Origin of the sequence: Polluticoccus soli, assembly GCF_029269745.1 — a bacterium.
GTDB classification, from domain to species: domain Bacteria; phylum Bacteroidota; class Bacteroidia; order Chitinophagales; family Chitinophagaceae; genus Polluticoccus; species Polluticoccus soli.
On the sequence record NZ_JARJHT010000002.1, the window covers coordinates 670476 to 689367 of the forward strand.

General features: G+C 45.9%; 20 protein-coding genes. 7 read left to right on the top strand and 13 right to left on the bottom strand.

The window, feature by feature from the left end:
- Positions 1 to 73: 73 nt before the first annotated feature.
- Both P2W83_RS13640 and P2W83_RS13645 read right to left on the bottom strand, forming a co-directional pair.
- On the bottom strand, positions 74 to 508 hold the full coding sequence (locus P2W83_RS13640; protein ID WP_276134300.1) for a VOC family protein: 435 nt from the start codon (positions 506 to 508) through the stop codon (positions 74 to 76).
- Between the two features lie 80 nt (positions 509 to 588).
- Positions 589 to 3828 (bottom strand): T9SS type A sorting domain-containing protein, encoded by a 3240-nt coding sequence (locus tag P2W83_RS13645; protein ID WP_276134301.1) that lies wholly within the window; start codon positions 3826 to 3828, stop codon positions 589 to 591.
- Between the two features lie 474 nt (positions 3829 to 4302).
- Between P2W83_RS13645 and P2W83_RS13650 the strand changes: the two genes are divergently transcribed.
- Both P2W83_RS13650 and P2W83_RS13655 read left to right on the top strand, forming a co-directional pair.
- Positions 4303 to 5565 (top strand): transglutaminase-like domain-containing protein, encoded by a 1263-nt coding sequence (locus P2W83_RS13650; RefSeq protein ID WP_276134302.1) that lies wholly within the window; start codon positions 4303 to 4305, stop codon positions 5563 to 5565.
- Positions 5566 to 5577: 12 nt separating this feature from the next.
- Complete coding sequence (locus P2W83_RS13655; protein WP_276134303.1) at positions 5578 to 6003, top strand: hypothetical protein; 426 nt, start codon at positions 5578 to 5580, stop codon at positions 6001 to 6003.
- 21 nt (positions 6004 to 6024) lie between these two features.
- Here the strand turns inward: P2W83_RS13655 and P2W83_RS13660 are convergent, their stop codons facing one another.
- Complete coding sequence (locus tag P2W83_RS13660; RefSeq protein WP_276134304.1) at positions 6025 to 6837, bottom strand: hypothetical protein; 813 nt, start codon at positions 6835 to 6837, stop codon at positions 6025 to 6027.
- Between the two features lie 83 nt (positions 6838 to 6920).
- On the opposite strand from P2W83_RS13660, the gene P2W83_RS13665 reads away from it, so the two are divergent.
- Both P2W83_RS13665 and fabF read left to right on the top strand, forming a co-directional pair.
- Positions 6921 to 7466 carry a TetR/AcrR family transcriptional regulator gene (locus tag P2W83_RS13665; RefSeq protein ID WP_276134305.1) on the top strand — a complete coding sequence of 182 codons (546 nt, stop codon included), beginning with the start codon at positions 6921 to 6923 and terminating at the stop codon, positions 7464 to 7466.
- A gap of 27 nt (positions 7467 to 7493) precedes the next feature.
- Complete coding sequence (gene fabF / locus P2W83_RS13670; RefSeq protein WP_276134306.1) at positions 7494 to 8732, top strand: beta-ketoacyl-ACP synthase II; 1239 nt, start codon at positions 7494 to 7496, stop codon at positions 8730 to 8732.
- 45 nt (positions 8733 to 8777) lie between these two features.
- Here the strand turns inward: fabF and P2W83_RS13675 are convergent, their stop codons facing one another.
- Entirely contained in the window at positions 8778 to 8987 is a 210-nt protein-coding gene (locus P2W83_RS13675; RefSeq protein ID WP_276134307.1) for a DUF4287 domain-containing protein, read from the bottom strand.
- A gap of 237 nt (positions 8988 to 9224) precedes the next feature.
- On the opposite strand from P2W83_RS13675, the gene P2W83_RS13680 reads away from it, so the two are divergent.
- Both P2W83_RS13680 and P2W83_RS13685 read left to right on the top strand, forming a co-directional pair.
- Positions 9225 to 9947 (top strand): hypothetical protein, encoded by a 723-nt coding sequence (locus tag P2W83_RS13680; RefSeq protein WP_276134308.1) that lies wholly within the window; start codon positions 9225 to 9227, stop codon positions 9945 to 9947.
- A 102-nt stretch (positions 9948 to 10049) separates the two neighbouring features.
- On the top strand, positions 10050 to 10427 hold the full coding sequence (locus P2W83_RS13685; RefSeq protein ID WP_276134309.1) for a hypothetical protein: 378 nt from the start codon (positions 10050 to 10052) through the stop codon (positions 10425 to 10427).
- A gap of 82 nt (positions 10428 to 10509) precedes the next feature.
- Here the strand turns inward: P2W83_RS13685 and P2W83_RS13690 are convergent, their stop codons facing one another.
- From P2W83_RS13690 to gap, 3 genes are all read right to left on the bottom strand, one after another.
- Positions 10510 to 12060: a T9SS type A sorting domain-containing protein gene (locus P2W83_RS13690; RefSeq protein ID WP_276134310.1), complete on the bottom strand. Its 1551-nt coding sequence runs from the start codon at positions 12058 to 12060 to the stop codon at positions 10510 to 10512.
- A gap of 139 nt (positions 12061 to 12199) precedes the next feature.
- Positions 12200 to 13411 (bottom strand): phosphoglycerate kinase, encoded by a 1212-nt coding sequence (locus P2W83_RS13695; RefSeq protein WP_276134311.1) that lies wholly within the window; start codon positions 13409 to 13411, stop codon positions 12200 to 12202.
- Between the two features lie 61 nt (positions 13412 to 13472).
- Positions 13473 to 14486 (bottom strand): type I glyceraldehyde-3-phosphate dehydrogenase, encoded by a 1014-nt coding sequence (gene gap / locus P2W83_RS13700; RefSeq protein ID WP_276134312.1) that lies wholly within the window; start codon positions 14484 to 14486, stop codon positions 13473 to 13475.
- A gap of 147 nt (positions 14487 to 14633) precedes the next feature.
- Between gap and P2W83_RS13705 the strand changes: the two genes are divergently transcribed.
- Positions 14634 to 15044 (top strand): hypothetical protein, encoded by a 411-nt coding sequence (locus tag P2W83_RS13705; RefSeq protein WP_276134313.1) that lies wholly within the window; start codon positions 14634 to 14636, stop codon positions 15042 to 15044.
- On the opposite strand, the gene P2W83_RS13710 is transcribed toward P2W83_RS13705, so the two are convergent.
- The 6 genes from P2W83_RS13710 to P2W83_RS13735 form a co-directional block, all read right to left on the bottom strand.
- A complete protein-coding gene (locus P2W83_RS13710) occupies positions 15019 to 15333 on the bottom strand; it encodes a DMT family transporter (protein ID WP_276134314.1) in 315 nt (104 codons plus the stop codon). The genes P2W83_RS13705 and P2W83_RS13710 overlap by 26 nt on opposite strands.
- 63 nt (positions 15334 to 15396) lie before the next feature.
- Positions 15397 to 16035, bottom strand: coding sequence for a VOC family protein (locus P2W83_RS13715; protein ID WP_276134315.1), 639 nt, complete (start codon positions 16033 to 16035; stop codon positions 15397 to 15399).
- A gap of 32 nt (positions 16036 to 16067) precedes the next feature.
- The gene (gene mltG / locus P2W83_RS13720; RefSeq protein ID WP_276134316.1) at positions 16068 to 17096 is read right to left on the bottom strand and encodes an endolytic transglycosylase MltG; all 1029 of its coding nucleotides are present in this window, start codon (positions 17094 to 17096) and stop codon (positions 16068 to 16070) included.
- A gap of 65 nt (positions 17097 to 17161) precedes the next feature.
- Entirely contained in the window at positions 17162 to 17500 is a 339-nt protein-coding gene (gene secG / locus P2W83_RS13725; RefSeq protein ID WP_276134317.1) for a preprotein translocase subunit SecG, read from the bottom strand.
- The gene (locus P2W83_RS13730) at positions 17497 to 18357 is read right to left on the bottom strand and encodes a hypothetical protein (protein WP_276134318.1); all 861 of its coding nucleotides are present in this window, start codon (positions 18355 to 18357) and stop codon (positions 17497 to 17499) included. The genes secG and P2W83_RS13730 overlap by 4 nt, the downstream gene beginning before the upstream one ends.
- An 8-nt stretch (positions 18358 to 18365) precedes the next feature.
- Positions 18366 to 18869 (bottom strand): LptE family protein, encoded by a 504-nt coding sequence (locus P2W83_RS13735; RefSeq protein WP_276134319.1) that lies wholly within the window; start codon positions 18867 to 18869, stop codon positions 18366 to 18368.
- Between the last annotated feature and the right edge of the window lie 23 nt (positions 18870 to 18892).

Here is an 18892-nt window from a genome sequence, read left to right on the forward strand (position 1 = left end):
TACAAATACAAATATACAACAAAACAACAAATATAGTTTATAAGAAAGCCGGCAATAGCCGGCTTTCTTAATATTAGTTATTAGCTGCGTTGCTGTCATAGTTAATCATCCAGTTCACGCCAAACTTGTCCTGGAAGTTGCCATAGTATGCGCCCCAAAAGGTATCCTGCAGAGGCATTTCCACTTTGCCACCTGCAGACAGGCCGTTGAACAGCCTCTCAGCTTCTTCGCGGCTTGACGGGTGCAGGGAGATATGCACGTTGTTCCCTACATCAAGCTTATGCCCCATTGAAGGGATGATATCAGACGCCATCAGGGTAGTGTTGGCATCAATAGGCAGCGCAATGTGCATCACGCGGTTCCTCTCATTCTCAGGCAGTTGTTCAGTGCCCGGAGCTTCGCTCATTTTGTGTACACCAACAAATTCGCCGCCAAACACAGATTTGTAGAAAGTAAATGCTGCTTCTGCTGTTCCGTCAAAATTGAGGTAAGGATTCATTTTAGCCATAGTACGTGGTGTTTTAGATTTAAGGTGCAATTAAGGGAATTCCGGTAAACTTAATGTTTTGTTTTTATCCTTATCAAGAATTACCTGATATTCAATTTGATCGTATTTACGGAACCATTATCATATAACTTCAGCAGGTACACACCACTGGCAATATTTTGAAGCCTAACCGCCTGGTCTATCTGCCTGTTCACCGCGCTTATCGTTTCCTGATAAACAAGCTGACCTACGGCATTGAGTAGTTCCAGTTTTACGGACTGTCCCGATACGTTATATGCAGTTATCCTGAAATTGCCATCGTTAGGGTTCGGGTAAACGTTAAACGCTGCCGCATTACCAATGTTACCTACAGATGTTGCAAAGCCAAGAGTAATGGTGTCGCTAGAAGCTGTCTTGGTAAGCGCACAAGGATCGTCAGAAGTAATGAGCACATTCACCTTATCGAAAGGCTTGAGCGTATAGGCACTCCAGGTTGCGTTGATAGCGCCTAGCTGGTTTGTACCGTTCAGTTGCCATTGGTATTTAGGATTAGGCCCGCCGTTCTGTACATGCGCGGTAAAGGTAACCAGTCTATCAGGCTGGGGTATAGCAGGTACTGAAGAAATGGTTGCCGAAGGTTGAGTAACTATAGGCAACACCACCATCGAAATGGTATCAGTACTTACGGTAACCGGATCGGTACACACACCAACGCTGTACATGGTACAATAAAATTTGTCACCTGTCTTCAGGGTAGCGGTGCTGTACACTAACCCATTGGCACCGGCTATAGGTGCGAAGTTCTTATACCATTGGAATGTTGGGTTTACGCCGCCATTGCTGTGTATAGCCACATAGGTAGTCAGCGTTCCTTCGCAAATAGTGTCATTAGGACTGGCCCAGGCACCGATCTTAGGTATGATGTTCACGGTAACCAACACCGAGTCTTTAGCAGACTGGCAGCCGTTTACAGATATGCGCACTGCGTAATAGCCTGCATGTACAAAAGTGGCCGGGTTGATGCTTGGGTTTTGCAGGGTCGATGTAAAGCCATTCGGCCCGGTCCATGAATAACTGGCATTGGATACTGTGGCTGTAGACAGGTTGAGCGGCGAGCCATCACACATGATACTGTTCGCATTGGCTACTGGCGTAGCTGGAATAGGGTACACTATAACCGTTGTAACCGCTGGTAAAGAATTGCAGCCGTCTTTGGTAGCTATCAAGGTATAGTTGCCAGTGTTGCCCGGTGTAGCGGTGAAAATAGTCGGCGATTGCAGGGTGGACGAATATCCCAGCGGCCCCGACCAGGCGAATGCGGACCCGCTAATGGAAGATCCGCCAGTAAGGTTGAGCGTGCCATTTTCGCATACGGGCGTGCTGTTGGATGCACTCGCTACAGGAACAGGTTTTACCAACACTGTTGTCGTGTCGGCGGTGGTACATCCATTCAGGCTTGCTGTAACAATATAGTCGCCGCTCATTATCAAGGTGCTGCTGGGGATCGAGGGGTTCTGGATGGGTGAGTTATAGCCATTCGGTCCACTCCATGAATAAGTGGCGCCGACTGTCGATGCAGTTGTGCTTAAGGTAAAGCCACCTCCTTCGCAAACCGGACCGTTGTTGGTTGCAGTGATCGGCGCTATCGGGTTAACGACTGCCTGTGTAGTTACTGGCAGAGAGTTACATCCATCTTTTGTCACCGTTAATGTGTACGTGCCCTGGTTGGCTGGTGTTGCGTTGAATATTGAAGGTGATTGCGTGTTCGCTGAATATGATGGTCCTATCCAGGAGAACGTCGATCCGGTCAAGTTTGAGTTGCCAACAAGGTCTAGTGTTGTGCCCTGGCAAACAGGACCGTTGTTGCTGGCTGTAGCAACTGGAACGGGTTTTACAAGCACCGTCGTTGTATCCTTTACTGTACAACCATTTAAACTGGCTGTAACTATATAATCGCCGCTCATGACCAACGTTGAGCTGGATATGGATGGATTTTGCTGCGTAGATGTATAGCTGTTCGGGCCTGACCACGAATAGGTAGCACCTGTTGTTGATGCAGTAGTACTGAGACTAAATCCAGTACCTACGCACACAGGGCCATTGTTAGTGGCAGTTATAGGCGTTATGCCGGGCTGATAGGCGATCGTTACGGTATCCTTAGCCTCGCAGCCGTAGTTGAGTGCCGTAACAACATAACTACCGGCATTGGCTGGTGCAAAAGCGCCAACAATGGGATTCTGCATGGTAGAACTGAAACCTGCCGGGCCTTGCCATTGCCAGGTGACGGCCGAAGTTGTTGTGGTAGCCGTCAGGTACAATGCGCTACCACCACACACCGGACTATTGCCCCCGGCAACCGGTTTGGCCGGCTGCGATAAACCGATCGCAATGTTCTTGGTAGAGACGACTGTCATTACGGGCGAGGAAGAAACGATCCTCAGCCTGTAACCTGTGCCTGGCGTAAGGCCTGTTGGTACCACGCCTTTTAAAGTACCTGGATTATTACCAGCAAGTGTTGCGATTGTTATTGGGCTGCCAAAGCCGCCTGTTGCGTCAGACAGTTGCAGGCTAAAAACATTGGTAGGTGAAAAATAAGACGACGCTGCACTGAATGGAACTTTTACGCTATCGCCCACGCATAATGTTGTGTCATTGTAGATAAAGCTCAGTGTGTCTGTAAGCCTGATCACAATTGAATCGATATAGTAATAACTGAGCTGCGAAGCACCAACTTTGACTGTATCATTCCCCCCCAGTTGCGCCCAGCTTTTAAAGCCGCCGATCACAATGTTGTCGTAGGCAGAATCGGCAACAAATGTCTTTGTTACCCGTACCCAATTTTGCGTATCGGTTATGGCGCCGTAGCTGGCGTAGGATACTTGTGGAGTAACTGACAGCGCGGTAGCGGTAGAAACCGTTGTGGGGCCGGAATCGTAAAACCACACGCCAAGGTCATTGCAGGCATATCCGGAGTTATTGGCCAGCGATACTGACATGGATACTTCATAAACGCCACCTATGGTAAGTGGGGTTATTGTGGTGGCTGCATACTCCTTATATATGCTCGTGCCAAACGTGCTAAACAGGTAAAACCCTATAAAAGCGTCGCCATGTGCCGGGTTCTGCCAGCCCTGGAGCACGACAGGTATCATAGAAGCGTTGCAATCATGAAAATAGTCGGATGTGCCGGTAGTATATTGTCGCCACGATACACAGTTGTTTAGCTGGGAGATAGCAGTGGGACAGGTTGTGTACTGCTCGAAGCTGCAGTTAGAAACATGATTTTGCGCTTTGGCAGTTATTGCCACAACGAGCAATAATAAGACGTAGGGTAGTCGCATTGTATAGGTCGTTAAGCTATAAATATATGAAATATATCTAAACAATGTTTCTACAACAGACTGCGACGACCAGAACCCCAGACGGTAAAATTTGTTGCCGTTTGTTGTCGTTTTGGGGAATGTTTTTTGTCTCGCTTAGTTCAATTAATTGTTTTTCAGTCAATTGTAACCATCCATGTTTCCGTGCCGGGATCATGACCAAATCGTGTTGCGTTTCATGACGTATTCGCGCTTTGTGTACAATTGTGTATTTTCTAAGGCTTTTTTCAAAAACATACACAGGCGAAACCTACGTCAATGCACCAACGGACTCAAAGAACTTCTATTACAAATATACAATAAAATACTTAAATGAGGATATGGTATTTCAGCGATGTGAATTTGTTTTAGGTCAGAGCGGCAAGTTTAATCAGCGATTTTTTTGAAATAAATAGTCTAAATTTTTATAAATTGTTATCGAGCTAAAAAATACCCATGAAAAAGGCAATAATAATGACTGCCTTCGGGCTACTGTTAATGGCCGGGGCCTTTGCACAGGATGCGGCATTTGAGAAGTACTCGCAAGTACAAGACAGCCTGTTTACAATTGCATACAATAACCGCGATGTCAGCACCTATGAAAGGTTGTTGCAAGGGTATGAAAAGCGGTACCGTAAACTGGATGCAAAAACTAAAAAGGAATTTGAGAGTTATAATGCCAATGTATACTACAACCTCAGTTGTGCGTACTCCTTACTCAATAATAAAGATGCAGCACTTGCAAATCTGCAAAAGTCTATACATGCAGGGTTATACGATTATCAGCACATGCAAAAAGACAGTGACCTGGATAATATCAGGAGTGAACAAAGATATGCAGCCCTGATGCAGCAAGTGCGGCCGATAGGCGACTATTCATACATCCTTAACCACGCAGCTGCGTTCAACCAGGCAGACCAGCGGGTGTTTCCCAGGTTCACTTACCAGTCGAAAGATGACAGCAACCTGGTAGCATTAAGGAAAACTTTCAATTTAGATTCTATTGCAGGCAAAGCCAATGAAGTATCTAAGATCATTAACCTGATGCGTTGGGTGCACAACTATATTCCACACGATGGCACACATGGCAACCCCTCTGTGTACGACGCGATGAATATGATGGCCGTGTGTAAAAAAGAAGAGCGCGGACTTAACTGCCGGGGACTGGCAACGGTCCTGAACGAGTTTTACCTGGCCATGGGATTTCCATCGCGACTGGTAACATGTCTTCCCAAAGACAGTCTTGGTATAGACCAGGATTGCCACGTGATCAACGCTGTATATTCAAAACAGTTGAAGAAATGGATATGGATGGATCCTACAAACGAAGCCTATGTAATGAACGAGAAAGGAGAATTGCTGGGAATACAGGAAGTAAGACAACGGTTGATACATGGTGAAACGCTGATCGTAAATCCCGATGCTAATTGGAATCATAAAAGCACTGCAACGCGGGCGCATTACCTGGATTACTACATGACCAAAAATCTATACAGATTGGAATGCCCGGTAGATAGCCGCAATAATTTAGAGAAACGAGGGCAGCAATTGACCTATGTAGAACTATTGCCACTCGACTATTTTGATCAATCACCAGATAAAACAACCGCCTTTAACGAAAAGAACAACACAACTTTTGTACGGTATAAAACGAATAACCCTGATAAATTCTGGCAGGCTCCTGAGGATGAGACCGCAGCGTCGGTTGGTAAGAACTAATACATGAAAAACATGCGAACCATATATCCTTTATTGATCCTCTTTTTGATCAGCTGTTCGAATGTCGACGGCTTGCATCGTCCAATTGATGTAGTTAAAGGCAGGGATGTTGATTCATTTAGTACAAGAATTGATGAACTGGTAGGCGAAAACTTCTATCAATACGCAATAATAGCTCCACATACCAGTATTGACGAACTGGAAGCACAAACTCAGACCGACCTTACCGTACTGAGGAACTCAAAAATAGAGTATAGGGATGACGTGTATATACTATGCCTGTTTGACAATGGGGCGTTGGTCGAATATTATTTCTTATCAAAAAACCTGGCAGACTACGGTAATGTAGCCAACGTTGGCCCAATTAATAAAGAGGTTGGTTTGGTCTTTAGAAAAGAGAACTCGGCTTATGTTGTGGATTTCGAAAATCAAAATTAGAGGCCGGGGAAAAAGATCTGACTAGTTGCAAACGTGTTTAGCAAACTCGTTGTCTTGTTTTGTTGGACTTCGTTCAAGTACTCTTCTGATTGTAGGACAATAGTCTTGATTATTTGTATATGGCTGTAGCAACGACTTATAGTTGCCTTTATTGTTGAATTCCAACGCGGCTATCGCATACCCCTTTATTCTTTCATCCCAGTTGAGTACAGCCGCCCGTAGTACAGAATCGGCCTTAATCGTTTTGTCAAAAAGTGCTATCGTTTGCAGCGAGAGTATTTGAGCTCGGTTATTCTCGTCTTCTAAATGTTTATATCCAGTACTAATAATGCTGTTTGTGTCCATTAGCAAGTACCAACCCATGGAAACAGCATCACCAAAATCTTCATATTTAACAAGCCAGGAAAATGCGGCGTCGGTAGCTTTTTTGTCAAGTTGTGTTAGCGAAGAATATGCCCAGACTGCCGGCAACGTGTCTTCAGAGAACATTTTGCTCCTAAGTATATCTGCAAAAGTGGTGTCAAAATAAAATCCAGCCAGGCGATAACCAATAGTGCGCTGATAGACATTTGCTGACCCGATTAGTTTTTTAATAATAACAGACTGCTGGTTGTGACCTTTTTGATATCGTTGTTGCATATCGGTGCCGTCTGAACGAATAGATCGATCAACTTCAAGAGAATCAAGTAAGATGAAAAAATTGGACATTTGTTTGTAAGAATAATTGCTGTGCTGGCTAACTTCTAATTGTCGATCAAATGCAGTCTGTGCACAGATATATGGAGCGTTTAGTGCAAGGAGTATAGTTGTGATAACCTGGCATATAGTTTTCATAGAACCAAAATAGCACAAAACCAATCAAGAACCTACATCCGGATAAATTTGCTTACTTACTAATAGGTAAGTATATTTGCGCCGTGGATACCCGCCTTGCAATATTGGATCTTGGTGAATACCTTATTCGTACTAAGGGGTATCATGCATTCAGTTATAAGGATATAGCCGACGAGTTGCAAATAAAGAATGCGGCGGTACATTATCATTTTCCTTCAAAAACCGACCTGGGGATGGCAGTGCTGGAGCGTGCCATAGAACGTATTGGGTTTTCGTCGCGGCAATGGGAGCAGCTGCCGGAGGATCAGCAATTAAAACGATTTCTGAATACCTATTTTGAAAGCAATGCAAGAGGCACGGTGTGCCTAATGGGAGCTTTGAGTGCGGCATCCACCGAGCTGCCAGAGGAAATGCGACTAAAACTTAAAGAAATGGGGGATTTGATACTGGCATGGGTAAGCAAATGTCTTGCAGACGGAAAACGAAAAGGGATCTTTGAGTTTAAGGAAAAACCGGCGACAAAAGCAACGATGCTGGTGTCGAATATGCTGGCATCCTTATTGTTTTCGCGCGTGCTTGGAAAAAAACACTTTGAAACCATATACAAGCAGGTGTTGGCATCTGTTTAAGTGATCATACAATTTGAAAAATAGAACATGAAAAGAGTAGTAGTAACCGGTATGGGCGTGATAGCGCCTTTGGGTAACGACATTAACACCTTTTGGAACAATATAGCTGCCGGCGAGAGTGGCGCTAAAACCATACATAAGTTTGACCCAAGCAAATTCAAATCAAGATTTGCCTGCCAGGTGGAAGGTTTTCAGCCAGAGCTGTATATGGATCGCAACGAAATAAAGCGTACAGATCCGTTTACGCAATACGCATTGGCTGCTGCCAAGCAAGCTATCGAAGATTCCGGTTTTGATCTTAGTAAGATGTCGCCATTTGATGTAGGTGTCATCTGGGGTTCGGGGCAGGGTGGTATGACCACTTTCGAAGAGCAGGTGGAAGAATATGTAACCTCGGGACACGAGCCCAGGTTCAGTCCCTTCTTTGTTCCCAAGCTTATCGTGAATATGGCATCGGGCATGATATCGCTGAAATATGGTTTTATGGGTCTCAACTATACTACTGTGTCGGCCTGCGCCACTTCAAATACAGCTATCATGGATGCGCTGAACTACATACGCATGGGTAAGGCAAAGATCATAGTAACCGGTGGTTCCGAAGCGCCAATCACACCTGCATCAGTAGGTGGTTTCTCGTCTATGAAGGCCATGTCGACCCGTAACGACGATCCTGCCGCTGCATCGCGCCCGTTCGATAAGGAACGTGATGGTTTTGTGATGGGCGAAGGTGCCGGCGCGCTGATTCTGGAAGAATACGAACATGCCATCGCTCGCGGAGCTAAGATATATGCAGAAGTAGCCGGGGCAGCAATGACGGCCGATGCTTACCACATGACCGCAACTCACCCTGAAGGTTTAGGTGCATCGCAGGCTATGAGGTTTGCACTGCAGGATGCTGACATGGAGCCAGCTGATATCGATTACCTGAACCCGCATGCTACGTCAACACCGGTAGGCGATATCAGCGAGGTGAAGGCGATACAACAAGTATTTGGTGAGAATAAGGACCTGCTCATCAGCGCCACTAAATCAATGACCGGCCACTTATTGGGTGCCGCAGGCGCAGTGGAAGGAATTATTTCTGTGAAGGCGATTACAGAAGGATTGGTGCCGCCAACCATCAATACAACCAACATTGACGAACAGGTGCCAGCTTCACTGAATATTGTTACCGGCAAGGCCGTGAAGAAAGAGATACGTGCTGCTATGAGTAACACCTTTGGCTTTGGTGGGCACAATGCAATTGTGATATTCAAAAAGGTCTAACTTCTTGACAGATATAAAAAGCCGGCGATGAGCCGGCTTTCTTTATTACCCCTGTTTCTCTTTTAGATATCGCGTTGTAAGCGTCCGTGCCCAATAGCGCGGCACGCCGTGTTCGTTTTGCAGGTGGGCTACCACGTCGTTCGATTTCTTGTCAGCGGCTTTGAACTTGTCCAGCACCTGCATCCAATGGGCGAGGGGCTTCCCTGTTTTTTCGATCACCTGCTGATCGTCTACGTTCCAATAGTCTGATTTCATAGTTTATTCTTGTTTTATTGTTGTATTTCTTGTCTAGCAGCGCACCAAGTTTTTTGAGCTTCTGGTTCCAAAACTGCTCATAAAATTCCAGCCAGTCGCGCACTTCTGCAAAGCCTTCGTGGGTTCAAAGTACAATAACGTTCGCGACATAGGCAACTTTTGAGTTACCAAACAATTGGAGTTCAAAACTTTCAGTAACCGGCTCATCTTTCTATTTTCACAACAACAACCATTTCTATGAAAAAGAACTTTTACGTCCTGATCGCCATAGCACTTGTTATTTCCAGTTGCTCACAAAAGTATTATTATACCAAGGGACTCAGTAAGGCACAGCATCCGGTACAGTCCAGTGTATATAACGGACTGGTTACAGTAACGCCGAATAATACCAACCTGGCCTGGGATACCATAGATGGCAAGCGATATGTGCTGGCTGCTACATGGAAAGCAGACACTACCTATTATACAAAGAACTTTGACAGCAAGGTTGGCTACTACCGTTACAATACCGGCAATTACCCGGTATTCATAAGCCTGGCGCCGCAACTAAAGGCAATGGAACTTGGCGGGTTAAGCGACCAGCGGCTGAAACTGCGCCTGCAGCAGTTGCTCGGCCTCCCACCTACGGCCAACTATTCATACTTCCTGGAATTATGGGTGTCGCCGGAGGATATGTTTCGTCCCTGTTTTGACCCGTCAATAATCAATGGTGTTTGTTCTTTTACTGCGTCGGCTGAGGACCTAAAGCGCACCGACCACATGGACTGGTTGAATCCTTATATCGACAATTCGTACAGCAACCCGGATGTGATGAAACGTTATCCTTTTACCCACCTCGGCTATACGTACGACTGGAGCCCCAGGAATAAAACTCATGTGGGACTCAGCGAGTTCGTTATAGGCAAAAACAAAGACATCTTTGTAAAGAAGGTATATACAACCAGGGCGTACGTAGAATAGATGTGATAGCTGAACAATAACTTTTGGCCACTACACCAGTGTGGATAAAGAAAAATCGGCTGGAAATGGCTGGCAGCACAGAAAGAAGCGCTATTTTTGGGCATGATCACGAACCAATTTATAACCGACATATTAGACCTGGTACTTGAGGAAGACAGCAATGGCCTGGCCCTAAGAAAGCAGATCCCGTATTTGATAGAAGACGAGCATGATTACACAGGTATGGGCGTATTCATATCATTTGCGCACCATGAAGGTATCGAGCCATATAGATTGGGCAACGAGACAATAGAGCTGAATGAGGTGGATCTGAAGTCAAGCGAATTAGCGAGTGGCGGTGCTGCTGTAGTACACGTCAATGAAGGTCTTATTGACTGCATCGAGATATGGGCCAACGACGGTAACTACCCTGATGGCGAGTTGACCGATTATACATTAAGCCAACAAGAAGGTACACGACAAATAAAAAAGCCGGCATAAAGCCGCACGTACTAACAAGTCATTAAAAAAGCCAGCCCGACATATCGGGCTGGCTTTTTGTTTTGGCGAAGCTTTGTGGTAGCTATCCTTTTATGAATTTGTCCAAATGCAAAACGTGCTTGTCCTGGTACACAATATTGTACAACCCCGGCGGTAAGTGAGCGACGTCGATCTGTGTTTGTTTTCCACCTGTTTTTACAGTCACTTGATGCTTCCTGCCGGTGGCGTCGTAGACCATCAAATGCTCTGCGTTGATGGCAGCATCGATAAATAGGGTATTGGTAGCCGGATTAGGGTATAACAAACTATTTGTTTGAGTAACTACCTCTGTTACTTTTACCGGGAAAGCAAAGTTGGCAAGGGCAGTGTCGGCTACTTCTTTGATGGAAGTAAGGGTTGTAGTAGGACAGCCATTGTTGATTACAGGCGGAGTGGCTACCAGTGCAAATGCATACACTGCTGTTGAACCTTTGGTAAATACATAGTCGCTATCCGACAAGACAAATTTTCGGTCGCCGGGTGCGTTACTAATACTACACTCCGACCATGCCGTTTTGTCTGAAGGATCGCCGCTCCACCATGGGTACCTTGGTGATGCTCTAAGAAAAGTATCGTTGCCGATAGGGCTTGTGCTACCCAATGTAATATGTCGCGCAAAGCTACCCGCCGGTGCAAGCGTGCCCGGTTTATCATTAGGCGATTTAACAAGTACGATACCAGCCATAGGAATGGTGTCGCCATAGTGTCCGGGTGCACCGGTACCGTCCGTGGAGGCGGCATTGTACACATACCCCAGTCTTCGCGTAGAATCAAAACCTATGTAGTCATCAAGATGATAACCTAGATCGAGGTCGGCCCATAAGCCCGCCCGGAAGTCATTATAATCTGTTTGCGACTTATTCGTGACGTAATATTCATAATAAATGACATTATCCATCAGCGTATTCCGCTTATATCCATAGGCGCAGGCACGAACCTCCACCTTCAGCGGCAAGCTTGCAGGTCCTGAGTTGTTATGCGTAGGACCATTGTCGCTGAAGACCCACCAAAGCATCTCGTCACCCTTCATATCGGGGTAGTCGCCCATCAGCGGGTCATAACTGCCATTTTTGTCAACATCCACGAATGGGGCCATGTCGCCTGGTATCGTAAGTGGCACGCCGTCGGCGCCCTTCGCATACGGGTTGTTTTTTGCAGGCCATTCTAAAATTTCTACAGGAGTACCTGGTATAGAATGAGAAGGTGTGGTTAAGAAATCCTCTATTTTAGCACGGTCTATCTTCCATATCCGGGCCCAGTTGGCCGAGGTTGTATAAGATAAAGTGCTGTTGGCATCCAGCGGCCCAGGCCAGTAATCAAATCCAGTTCTAAGGGTTTGTGAACTTACATAGAGTTGGGCGGCATTGTCATGCCCGCTCATCCATAAAGCGCCGCCAAACGCCAGGTGTTTCCCGCTGCCTTTGGGAAATTCAACACCGGGGTCGGCCAGTGCGGGATCCCACCACATATCGCCATGCACTAAAACACGTGCATTGAGATTGTTGACATCGATCTGCCGCGAGGTGTTAAAAGGAGTTTGGGCATTTGCGACCAGAGAGGATGCGATCAAAATAGTGCAGGTAAGGTTCTTCATAGAGAGCGTTTTTATATCTACTATAAATTTAGCACCACCAATGCCGTAAGTGTATACAGTTGCAATTGTTATGACGTAAAAATGACGCAAACAAAAAAGCCGGCATAAAGCCGGCTTCTTATCTATTCAAAGGTTATGATTAGTTCTTGATCGCAGCTATACCAGGCAGCTCTTTACCTTCAAAGAATTCCAGCATAGCGCCACCACCTGTAGATACATAGCTTACTTTCTGGTTGTAGCCGAACTTGTTTACAGCTGCAACGCTATCGCCACCACCTACCAGTGAGAAAGCACCATTTTCAGTAGCATCAGCAACTGCATCTGCTACACATTTAGTACCGTGCTGGAATTTATCCATTTCGAATACACCCATCGGGCCATTCCAAAGGATGGTTTTAGAATCGCGGATCACTTTACAGAAAGTATCGCAAGCCATCTGGCCTATATCCAGGCCCATCCAGCCTTCTGGAATATCGTGGTTTTGTGCAGAAGAAGTATTGGCATCAGCAGCAAACTTATCAGCAATGATGCTGTCTGAAGGCAGGTGAATGCACACACCTTTTGCTTCTGCCTTTTTCAGCAGCTCATTGGCAGTGTCTAGCCTGTCTTCTTCGCAAAGAGAAGTGCCGATGCTGCAGCCTTTTGCTTTGAAGAAGGTGTACGCCATACCACCGCCGATGATGATATCAGTAGCCCTTTCCAGCAGGTTCTCGATGATCATGATCTTATCAGAAACCTTGGCGCCACCGATGATAGCAGTGAATGGTTTTTGTGCGTTGTTCAATACTTGTTCCGCAGCAGTTATTTCGCCTTCCATCAGCAGACCGAACATGCGGCTGTCTGAATTGAAGAACTGTGCGATAACAGCCGTAGAAGCGTGTGCACGGTGAGCGGTACCGAAGGCATCGTTCACGTATACATCGCCATATTTAGACAGCTTCTCAGCGAAGTCTTTGTCACCTTTTTCTTCTTCTTTGTAATAACGCAGGTTTTCGAGCAGCAGCACTTGTCCTGGCTTCAGGGCAGCAGCTTTTTGCTGTGCATCTTCACCTATAGCATCATCTGCAAATTGCACATCCGTGTTCAGCAGGTTGCCTAGGTGCGCAACAATTGGTTTCAGGGTAAAATCAGCCAGCGTAAGGTTTGGCTTCTTAGCCATGTCCTTGTGCGGACGGCCAAAGTGGCTCATCAGGATGACGCTGCCGCCATCGTCCAGTATTTTCTTAATAGTAGGCAGTGCAGCAGTAATACGTGTATCGTCGGTTATCTTACCATCTTTGATGGGAACATTGAAATCGACACGTACCAGCGCTTTTTTGCCACTGAAGTTATAGTTGTTGAATTTGCTCATAGAAGTGTGTTTAAAGCAGAAAACGCCACCCGAAGGTAGCGTTTCCAGATTATTTGAAAACTTATTTAGAGATCAGACCTGCAAAATATTTTACAGTGCGCACGAGCTGAGATACATAGCTCATTTCGTTGTCGTACCAGCTAACTGTTTTAACCAGTTGTTGGTCGCCTTGTGTGATAACGCGAGTCTGAGTAGCGTCGAACAGTGAACCGTAAGAAGTACCGATGATGTCTGTAGAAACGATCTCGTCTTCAGTATAACCAAAGCTTTCGTTTGCAGCAGCTTTCATAGCAGCGTTCACTTCTTCGATAGAAGTTTTCTTGTTCAGAACTGTAACCAGTTCAGTCAGAGAACCTGTGATGGTTGGAACGCGTTGTGCACCGCCATCCAGTTTACCTTTCAGTTCAGGCAGTACCAGGCCGATAGCCTTAGCAGCACCCGTAGAGTTAGGAACGATATTAGAAGCAGCAGCACGGGCGCGGCGCAGGTCGCCTTTCGGGTGCGGAGCATCCAGTGTGTTCTGATCGTTAGTGTAGGCGTGGATGGTAGTCATCAGACCTGTTACGATACCGAAGTTGTCGTTCAGGGCTTTAGCCATCGGCGCCAGGCAGTTTGTAGTGCAAGATGCGCAGCTGATGATGGTTTCGCTACCATCAAGGATGCTGTGGTTAACGTTGAAAACTACAGTTTTCAGGTCGCCTGTAGCAGGAGCAGAGATAACTACACGCTTAGCGCCTGCAGTGATGTGTGCTTGTGCTTTGTCAGCATCTGTGAAGAAACCAGTGCACTCCAGTACAACGTCTACGTTGTGCTGACCCCAGGGAATTTGAGCAGGGTCTTTTTGTGCATATATTTTGATCTGTTTGCCATTTACTGTGATAGCGTCGTCGCTGCTTGTAACTTCTACACCGAAACGACCCTGGGCGCTGTCGTACTTCAGCAGGTGCGCCAGTACGTTAGGCTTTGTAAGGTCGTTAATAGCTACAACTTCAATGCCTTGCATGTTGTAGATCTGGCGGAAAGCCAGGCGGCCGATGCGGCCAAAACCATTAATGGCAACTTTTACTGTACTCATTTTATGGGGTTAATTTTGAAAATGTGCCGCAAAGGTACGAGGCAACCGGGACAATGTAAAATGTAAAAGGGGAAAATACATTTAGAATGCCTTAATGTATTGAGTTTCCACTTGTATTTTACCTGTTTCATTCCCAATCTTTGCATCATGAATACTGAACAGCAGCAACCGATCAACATCAGCCCGGCCTACCGTTGGATAGAAAATGCGCATATATTTCTGTGGCTGATCAAAGACCTGTGCTGGTCGCTGGAGTTTAAGCCCGGTGGGGTATTCATGATCATTCCTACCGTCACAGTGGCTTTTTACATTACCTGGAAGTCCAGAGATGTACGTTCCGAGCTGTTTCACAACATCGCTGTATGCTTCTGGATACTTGCTAACAGTACCTGGATGATAGGCGAATTTACTGACCACGAAGCGCGACCTTATGCGGCGGCTTTATTTGCACTGGGGCTTTCCGCGATCGTCGTGTACTACGCTGTATTCTTCGCAAAAGACCGAAAGGTAGAAAAAGCCTATACGCTGCAGACTAGCTCACCAGCTTCAGACCAATAATGGAAGCGATCAGCGTGAAGATGAATAACACCCTCCAGAATTCGGCTGATTCGTTGAAGAACATAATACCGATAATGGCAGTACCTACAGCGCCAATACCGGTCCATACTGCATAGGCAGTACCTATAGGAATGGTTTGAATGGCTTTATTGAGCAGGATAAAGCTAACTGTGATGCAGATAAAGAAGCCAACACCCCAGTACATGTTCTTGAAGTTGTTGGAAAACTTAAGGCAGGTAGTGAAACCCACTTCGAATAAACCGGCCAATATCAGTACGAACCAATTCATGTTTTTGAATGTAAAAGGTTGGCCGTAAAGGTACTGAGTATTAACCGGAATGGCCGGTATGTTTTAGATGCTAATACGTTTGCCCTCTTCCAGCACTACGGTAACGGGAAACATCTTTGCAGGCTTATGTGTGGGCACCCATCCGCGCTTATTGGCGCACACCAGCAACAGCCCATAGTCATCACCCATGGCCACGAAATCGTGCAATACGGGGCCTTTGCGAAAGTGGGGGATATTGTAACCATCTTTTATCCTTACTACGATTTCCGGCACGTCTTCTACCACCAAGCCTATCTCACTTACTTCAACTATGCAGTCGGAAGAAAACTCGGCATTTGAATGATAAGGAAGATCGAAGCGGGTGATGAACTCGACGATGTTGCCGTTGTTATCGAGGAAGTAGAATGATTGGGCATTCCAATCGTTGTAGCCAGCAATGGGCATTCCATCAACCATAAGGATATCCAGCTTGCTGTTCATCCACTCAAAGCTGTCGGAGAACTTATTGTTGACAATGTTGAAGGCGAAATGATAGAATGGTTTACTATCTGCTACCTCCTCAAACGTCAATATTGTTTTGCCAGCCTTAAAGGAAACAGACTCTTCAGTTTCATCGACAACCTCCAGCTCCATTGTTTTGTGATAGAACAAATGCGTGCGGTGCAAGGAGTTGGTTTTCAGTATTAGTTCTTTGATGTGCATTGTAAATAAGAACCTCTAAAATAGTGCCAGAGTTAGTGTATGCCCCTTGCATTAAGCGCCTTCTGGTACAAGCTTGCATTTTTCTGGTGCTCTGCATAGCTGGCAGCAAAGCGGTGGTAGCCGCTGAAGTCTTCTTTTGCGCAGAAGTAGATGTATTTGGTATCAGGTGCGTTCAGTACTGCTTCCAGTGTTTTCTTAGATGGCGTGCATATGGGACCAGGAGGCAGACCTGCATACCTGTATGTATTGTACGGCGAAGGATTCTGCATGTGTACACCACCTATGCGACGTAAAGTGAAATCCTGTACCGCAAATTTTATGGTTGGATCGGCCTGGAGGCGCATACCGATCTTCATCCTGTTCATGTAAACGCTGGCTATGTTGCCTTTTTCATCGTTCTTGTTTGTTTCTTCTTCAACGATGGATGCAAGGGTAACCACCTGTTCCGGCTTAAGATTTTTCGCAGCTGCTTTTTGTTTGCGTTCATCGTTCCAGTATTGCTTGTAGTATTTGGCCAGCTTCGCAAAGGTTTTCTTTGCGTCTGTGTTCCACCAGAACTCGTAGGTGTCTGGTATCACCGCAGCCATCGACGTGTTGCTGTCGAGACCATACTGCGAAAGAAAGCCGTTGTCATTAAGTAACGCACGAAATTCCAGTGAATCAGCTTCGAGGTTTTTAGAAACAAGGCGCATAAGATCTTGCTTGGTGCGCAGTTTATTGATAACAAGCTTTACGGGCTCCTGGTCACCATTACGCAGGCGGCGAACCATATTATAGTTGCTCATGCCCTTGTTGATCTTGTATTTACCTGCTTTCACTTTTTCAGGATAGCCAGAGCGCTTTGCAACCTGGTCGAAGCTGGTCATGTTCCTCACAAAGCCGCCTTCCTGCAATGCTTTCTGTACATCTGCATAAGTAGAACCTGTGTGGATGTAGAGGTAGTCTCCTTTCATATCTCCGGTGTTAGGACCAAAGACACCCCAGAGTGCGATAGCACCAACTACAAACAATACGAGTATCAACAAACCTATCCAGCGAAATCTCCCTTTTTTCGAAGCCATAGTGTAAAATAAAAATACCTGCTCAAAGGTAGAGCAGGTATCTATTCAAAAAGTTTGTGCCTAAATTATTTTCCGGCAGGCTGTTGCTGCTGAGCACCACCTTGCTGTTGGCCTTGACCTTGTTGCTGTGCAGGAGCGCTGCTGTTTTGTTGCTGACGCTGTTGTTGCATTTCCTTCGGAGTTTCGAAGAACATAACCAGCAGAACGCAAAGGCCTGCGATAACACCCATGGTGGTCCATGTGCCTTTTTCCATAATGTCGGTAGACTGCTTAACGCCCATTACCTGGGTACCAATGCTACCAAAAGTGCCAGACAGACCGCCACCTTTAGGGTTTTGAACAAGGATAAAAAATGCTAAAACCACACAAGCTAACAGGATAAGTATGGTGATCAATGATATCATGACTGTTTTTCTTTTAAGATTTCTTCAATACGGCGAGCAAAATAAGCATTTTTTTGCGGATTACGCAAACTTAGTTTACGATACATATCTATCGCCTTGTCATATTTGCCTTGTTTGACGTGTATTTCGGCCAGCGATTCGCTCACCAGGCCCTCTTCCTGGGTGATCGAATTAACTGCCATTTCGAATACATCCTCAGGTATTTCTTCGTTCTCTTCTCCTAGTGCAGCTGCCAGTTTCTCCTGCTGCCACATTGTTTTGAGCGCTTTTTGATCCTGCTCTTCTTCTTTTTCCTTTTGCGATTTTGTCTTGAAATGTGTCAGCCATTCCGCAAAACTCATCATCACCATAAGCGACTTGTCTTCCTCTTTTTCTGATTGTATATGTAATTCTTCTGCATCGGGTATATCGTTCGAAACTTCGACACCCTGGTGCAGGAAATAATCTTCTGTATATATCGGTTGTATCAGCGGTTCTTCCTGCATTGTTTGATTCTCTTCTGCTATTATCTGTTCGTCTTTTGCCTGCAATGTCGCCGGCTCTTCCGGAACAACCGCGCTAGGGGTGGGAGCTGCGTTTTCAACTACTACGACCTCGTCGATCTCCTCAACTATTCCAGACACGTTTTGCAGGTAACTATGGAACTGCAGCCAGTTGCCCATATACAGCTGCATATTGTTCATAATGCCGGGAGAGAACGGTTCGTGCTTTTGTTTACGCGCGGCCTCGAAATAGTGCCCCGGCGTGAAATAAGGATATGTTTGAACCAGTGTGGCTATATCTTCCACATCGGCATCCGTTATCGACTGCGGTTCGCGCAGCATCTTGGTTATTTGTGAAATGTTTGGTGTTGCCATACGCCTCCTTACCAGTTTACAAATGCTTTATTAAAAATATCGTCGGCCAGCTGGTTACCGATGTTCTCGATCAACCTGCTTTCCGCTTGTTGTACTGTTTGTGTGGCTGAGAAGTCGTCGAACCGGGTGAATGATTGTGTAAAGTCTGCCTTTTTATCAAGGCGGTTCTTGAACACAATATTCACTGTTATCGTCAGCCTGTTTTGTGTAGCCTGTTGGGTGTTCTGCACGCCCGATACAGTTACTTCATACGCGGTGATAGTACCCGAAAGATCGTAGTCGGCATCGTCTGTTTTAACAGGTGCGAGACCGGTTTGCGAAAGTATCCTGCTTCTTATCTTGGTCGTAAGTGCAGGACTGAGACTCGGAACTATATTACGGGCGCGATTCTCGAGTACATGTATATTGATGCTTTTGCCCTGTATGCTGGCGCCGGTGAAACTGTATACACCGCAACCAGAGAGCGCAAAAGCAAAAACTACAGTAAGTATTAAGAGAAACCGCTGTTTCATGAACGTGTAAAATTAGGCTGAAT

Coding starts and splice junctions, on each gene's coding strand:
- P2W83_RS13640 (WP_276134300.1), bottom strand. CDS start 508: ATGGCTAAAATGAATCCTTACCTCAATTTTGACGGAACAGCAGAAGCA.
- mltG (WP_276134316.1), bottom strand. CDS start 17,096: ATGGCTTCGAAAAAAGGGAGATTTCGCTGGATAGGTTTGTTGATACTC.
- P2W83_RS13705 (WP_276134313.1), top strand. CDS start 14,634: ATGAATACTGAACAGCAGCAACCGATCAACATCAGCCCGGCCTACCGT.
- P2W83_RS13715 (WP_276134315.1), bottom strand. CDS start 16,035: ATGCACATCAAAGAACTAATACTGAAAACCAACTCCTTGCACCGCACG.
- P2W83_RS13680 (WP_276134308.1), top strand. CDS start 9,225: ATGAAAAAGAACTTTTACGTCCTGATCGCCATAGCACTTGTTATTTCC.
- P2W83_RS13650 (WP_276134302.1), top strand. CDS start 4,303: ATGAAAAAGGCAATAATAATGACTGCCTTCGGGCTACTGTTAATGGCC.
- P2W83_RS13645 (WP_276134301.1), bottom strand. CDS start 3,828: ATGCGACTACCCTACGTCTTATTATTGCTCGTTGTGGCAATAACTGCC.
- P2W83_RS13710 (WP_276134314.1), bottom strand. CDS start 15,333: ATGAATTGGTTCGTACTGATATTGGCCGGTTTATTCGAAGTGGGTTTC.
- P2W83_RS13660 (WP_276134304.1), bottom strand. CDS start 6,837: ATGAAAACTATATGCCAGGTTATCACAACTATACTCCTTGCACTAAAC.
- P2W83_RS13690 (WP_276134310.1), bottom strand. CDS start 12,060: ATGAAGAACCTTACCTGCACTATTTTGATCGCATCCTCTCTGGTCGCA.
- P2W83_RS13685 (WP_276134309.1), top strand. CDS start 10,050: ATGATCACGAACCAATTTATAACCGACATATTAGACCTGGTACTTGAG.
- secG (WP_276134317.1), bottom strand. CDS start 17,500: ATGATATCATTGATCACCATACTTATCCTGTTAGCTTGTGTGGTTTTA.
- gap (WP_276134312.1), bottom strand. CDS start 14,486: ATGAGTACAGTAAAAGTTGCCATTAATGGTTTTGGCCGCATCGGCCGC.
- P2W83_RS13735 (WP_276134319.1), bottom strand. CDS start 18,869: ATGAAACAGCGGTTTCTCTTAATACTTACTGTAGTTTTTGCTTTTGCG.
- fabF (WP_276134306.1), top strand. CDS start 7,494: ATGAAAAGAGTAGTAGTAACCGGTATGGGCGTGATAGCGCCTTTGGGT.
- P2W83_RS13675 (WP_276134307.1), bottom strand. CDS start 8,987: ATGAAATCAGACTATTGGAACGTAGACGATCAGCAGGTGATCGAAAAA.
- P2W83_RS13655 (WP_276134303.1), top strand. CDS start 5,578: ATGCGAACCATATATCCTTTATTGATCCTCTTTTTGATCAGCTGTTCG.
- P2W83_RS13695 (WP_276134311.1), bottom strand. CDS start 13,411: ATGAGCAAATTCAACAACTATAACTTCAGTGGCAAAAAAGCGCTGGTA.
- P2W83_RS13730 (WP_276134318.1), bottom strand. CDS start 18,357: ATGGCAACACCAAACATTTCACAAATAACCAAGATGCTGCGCGAACCG.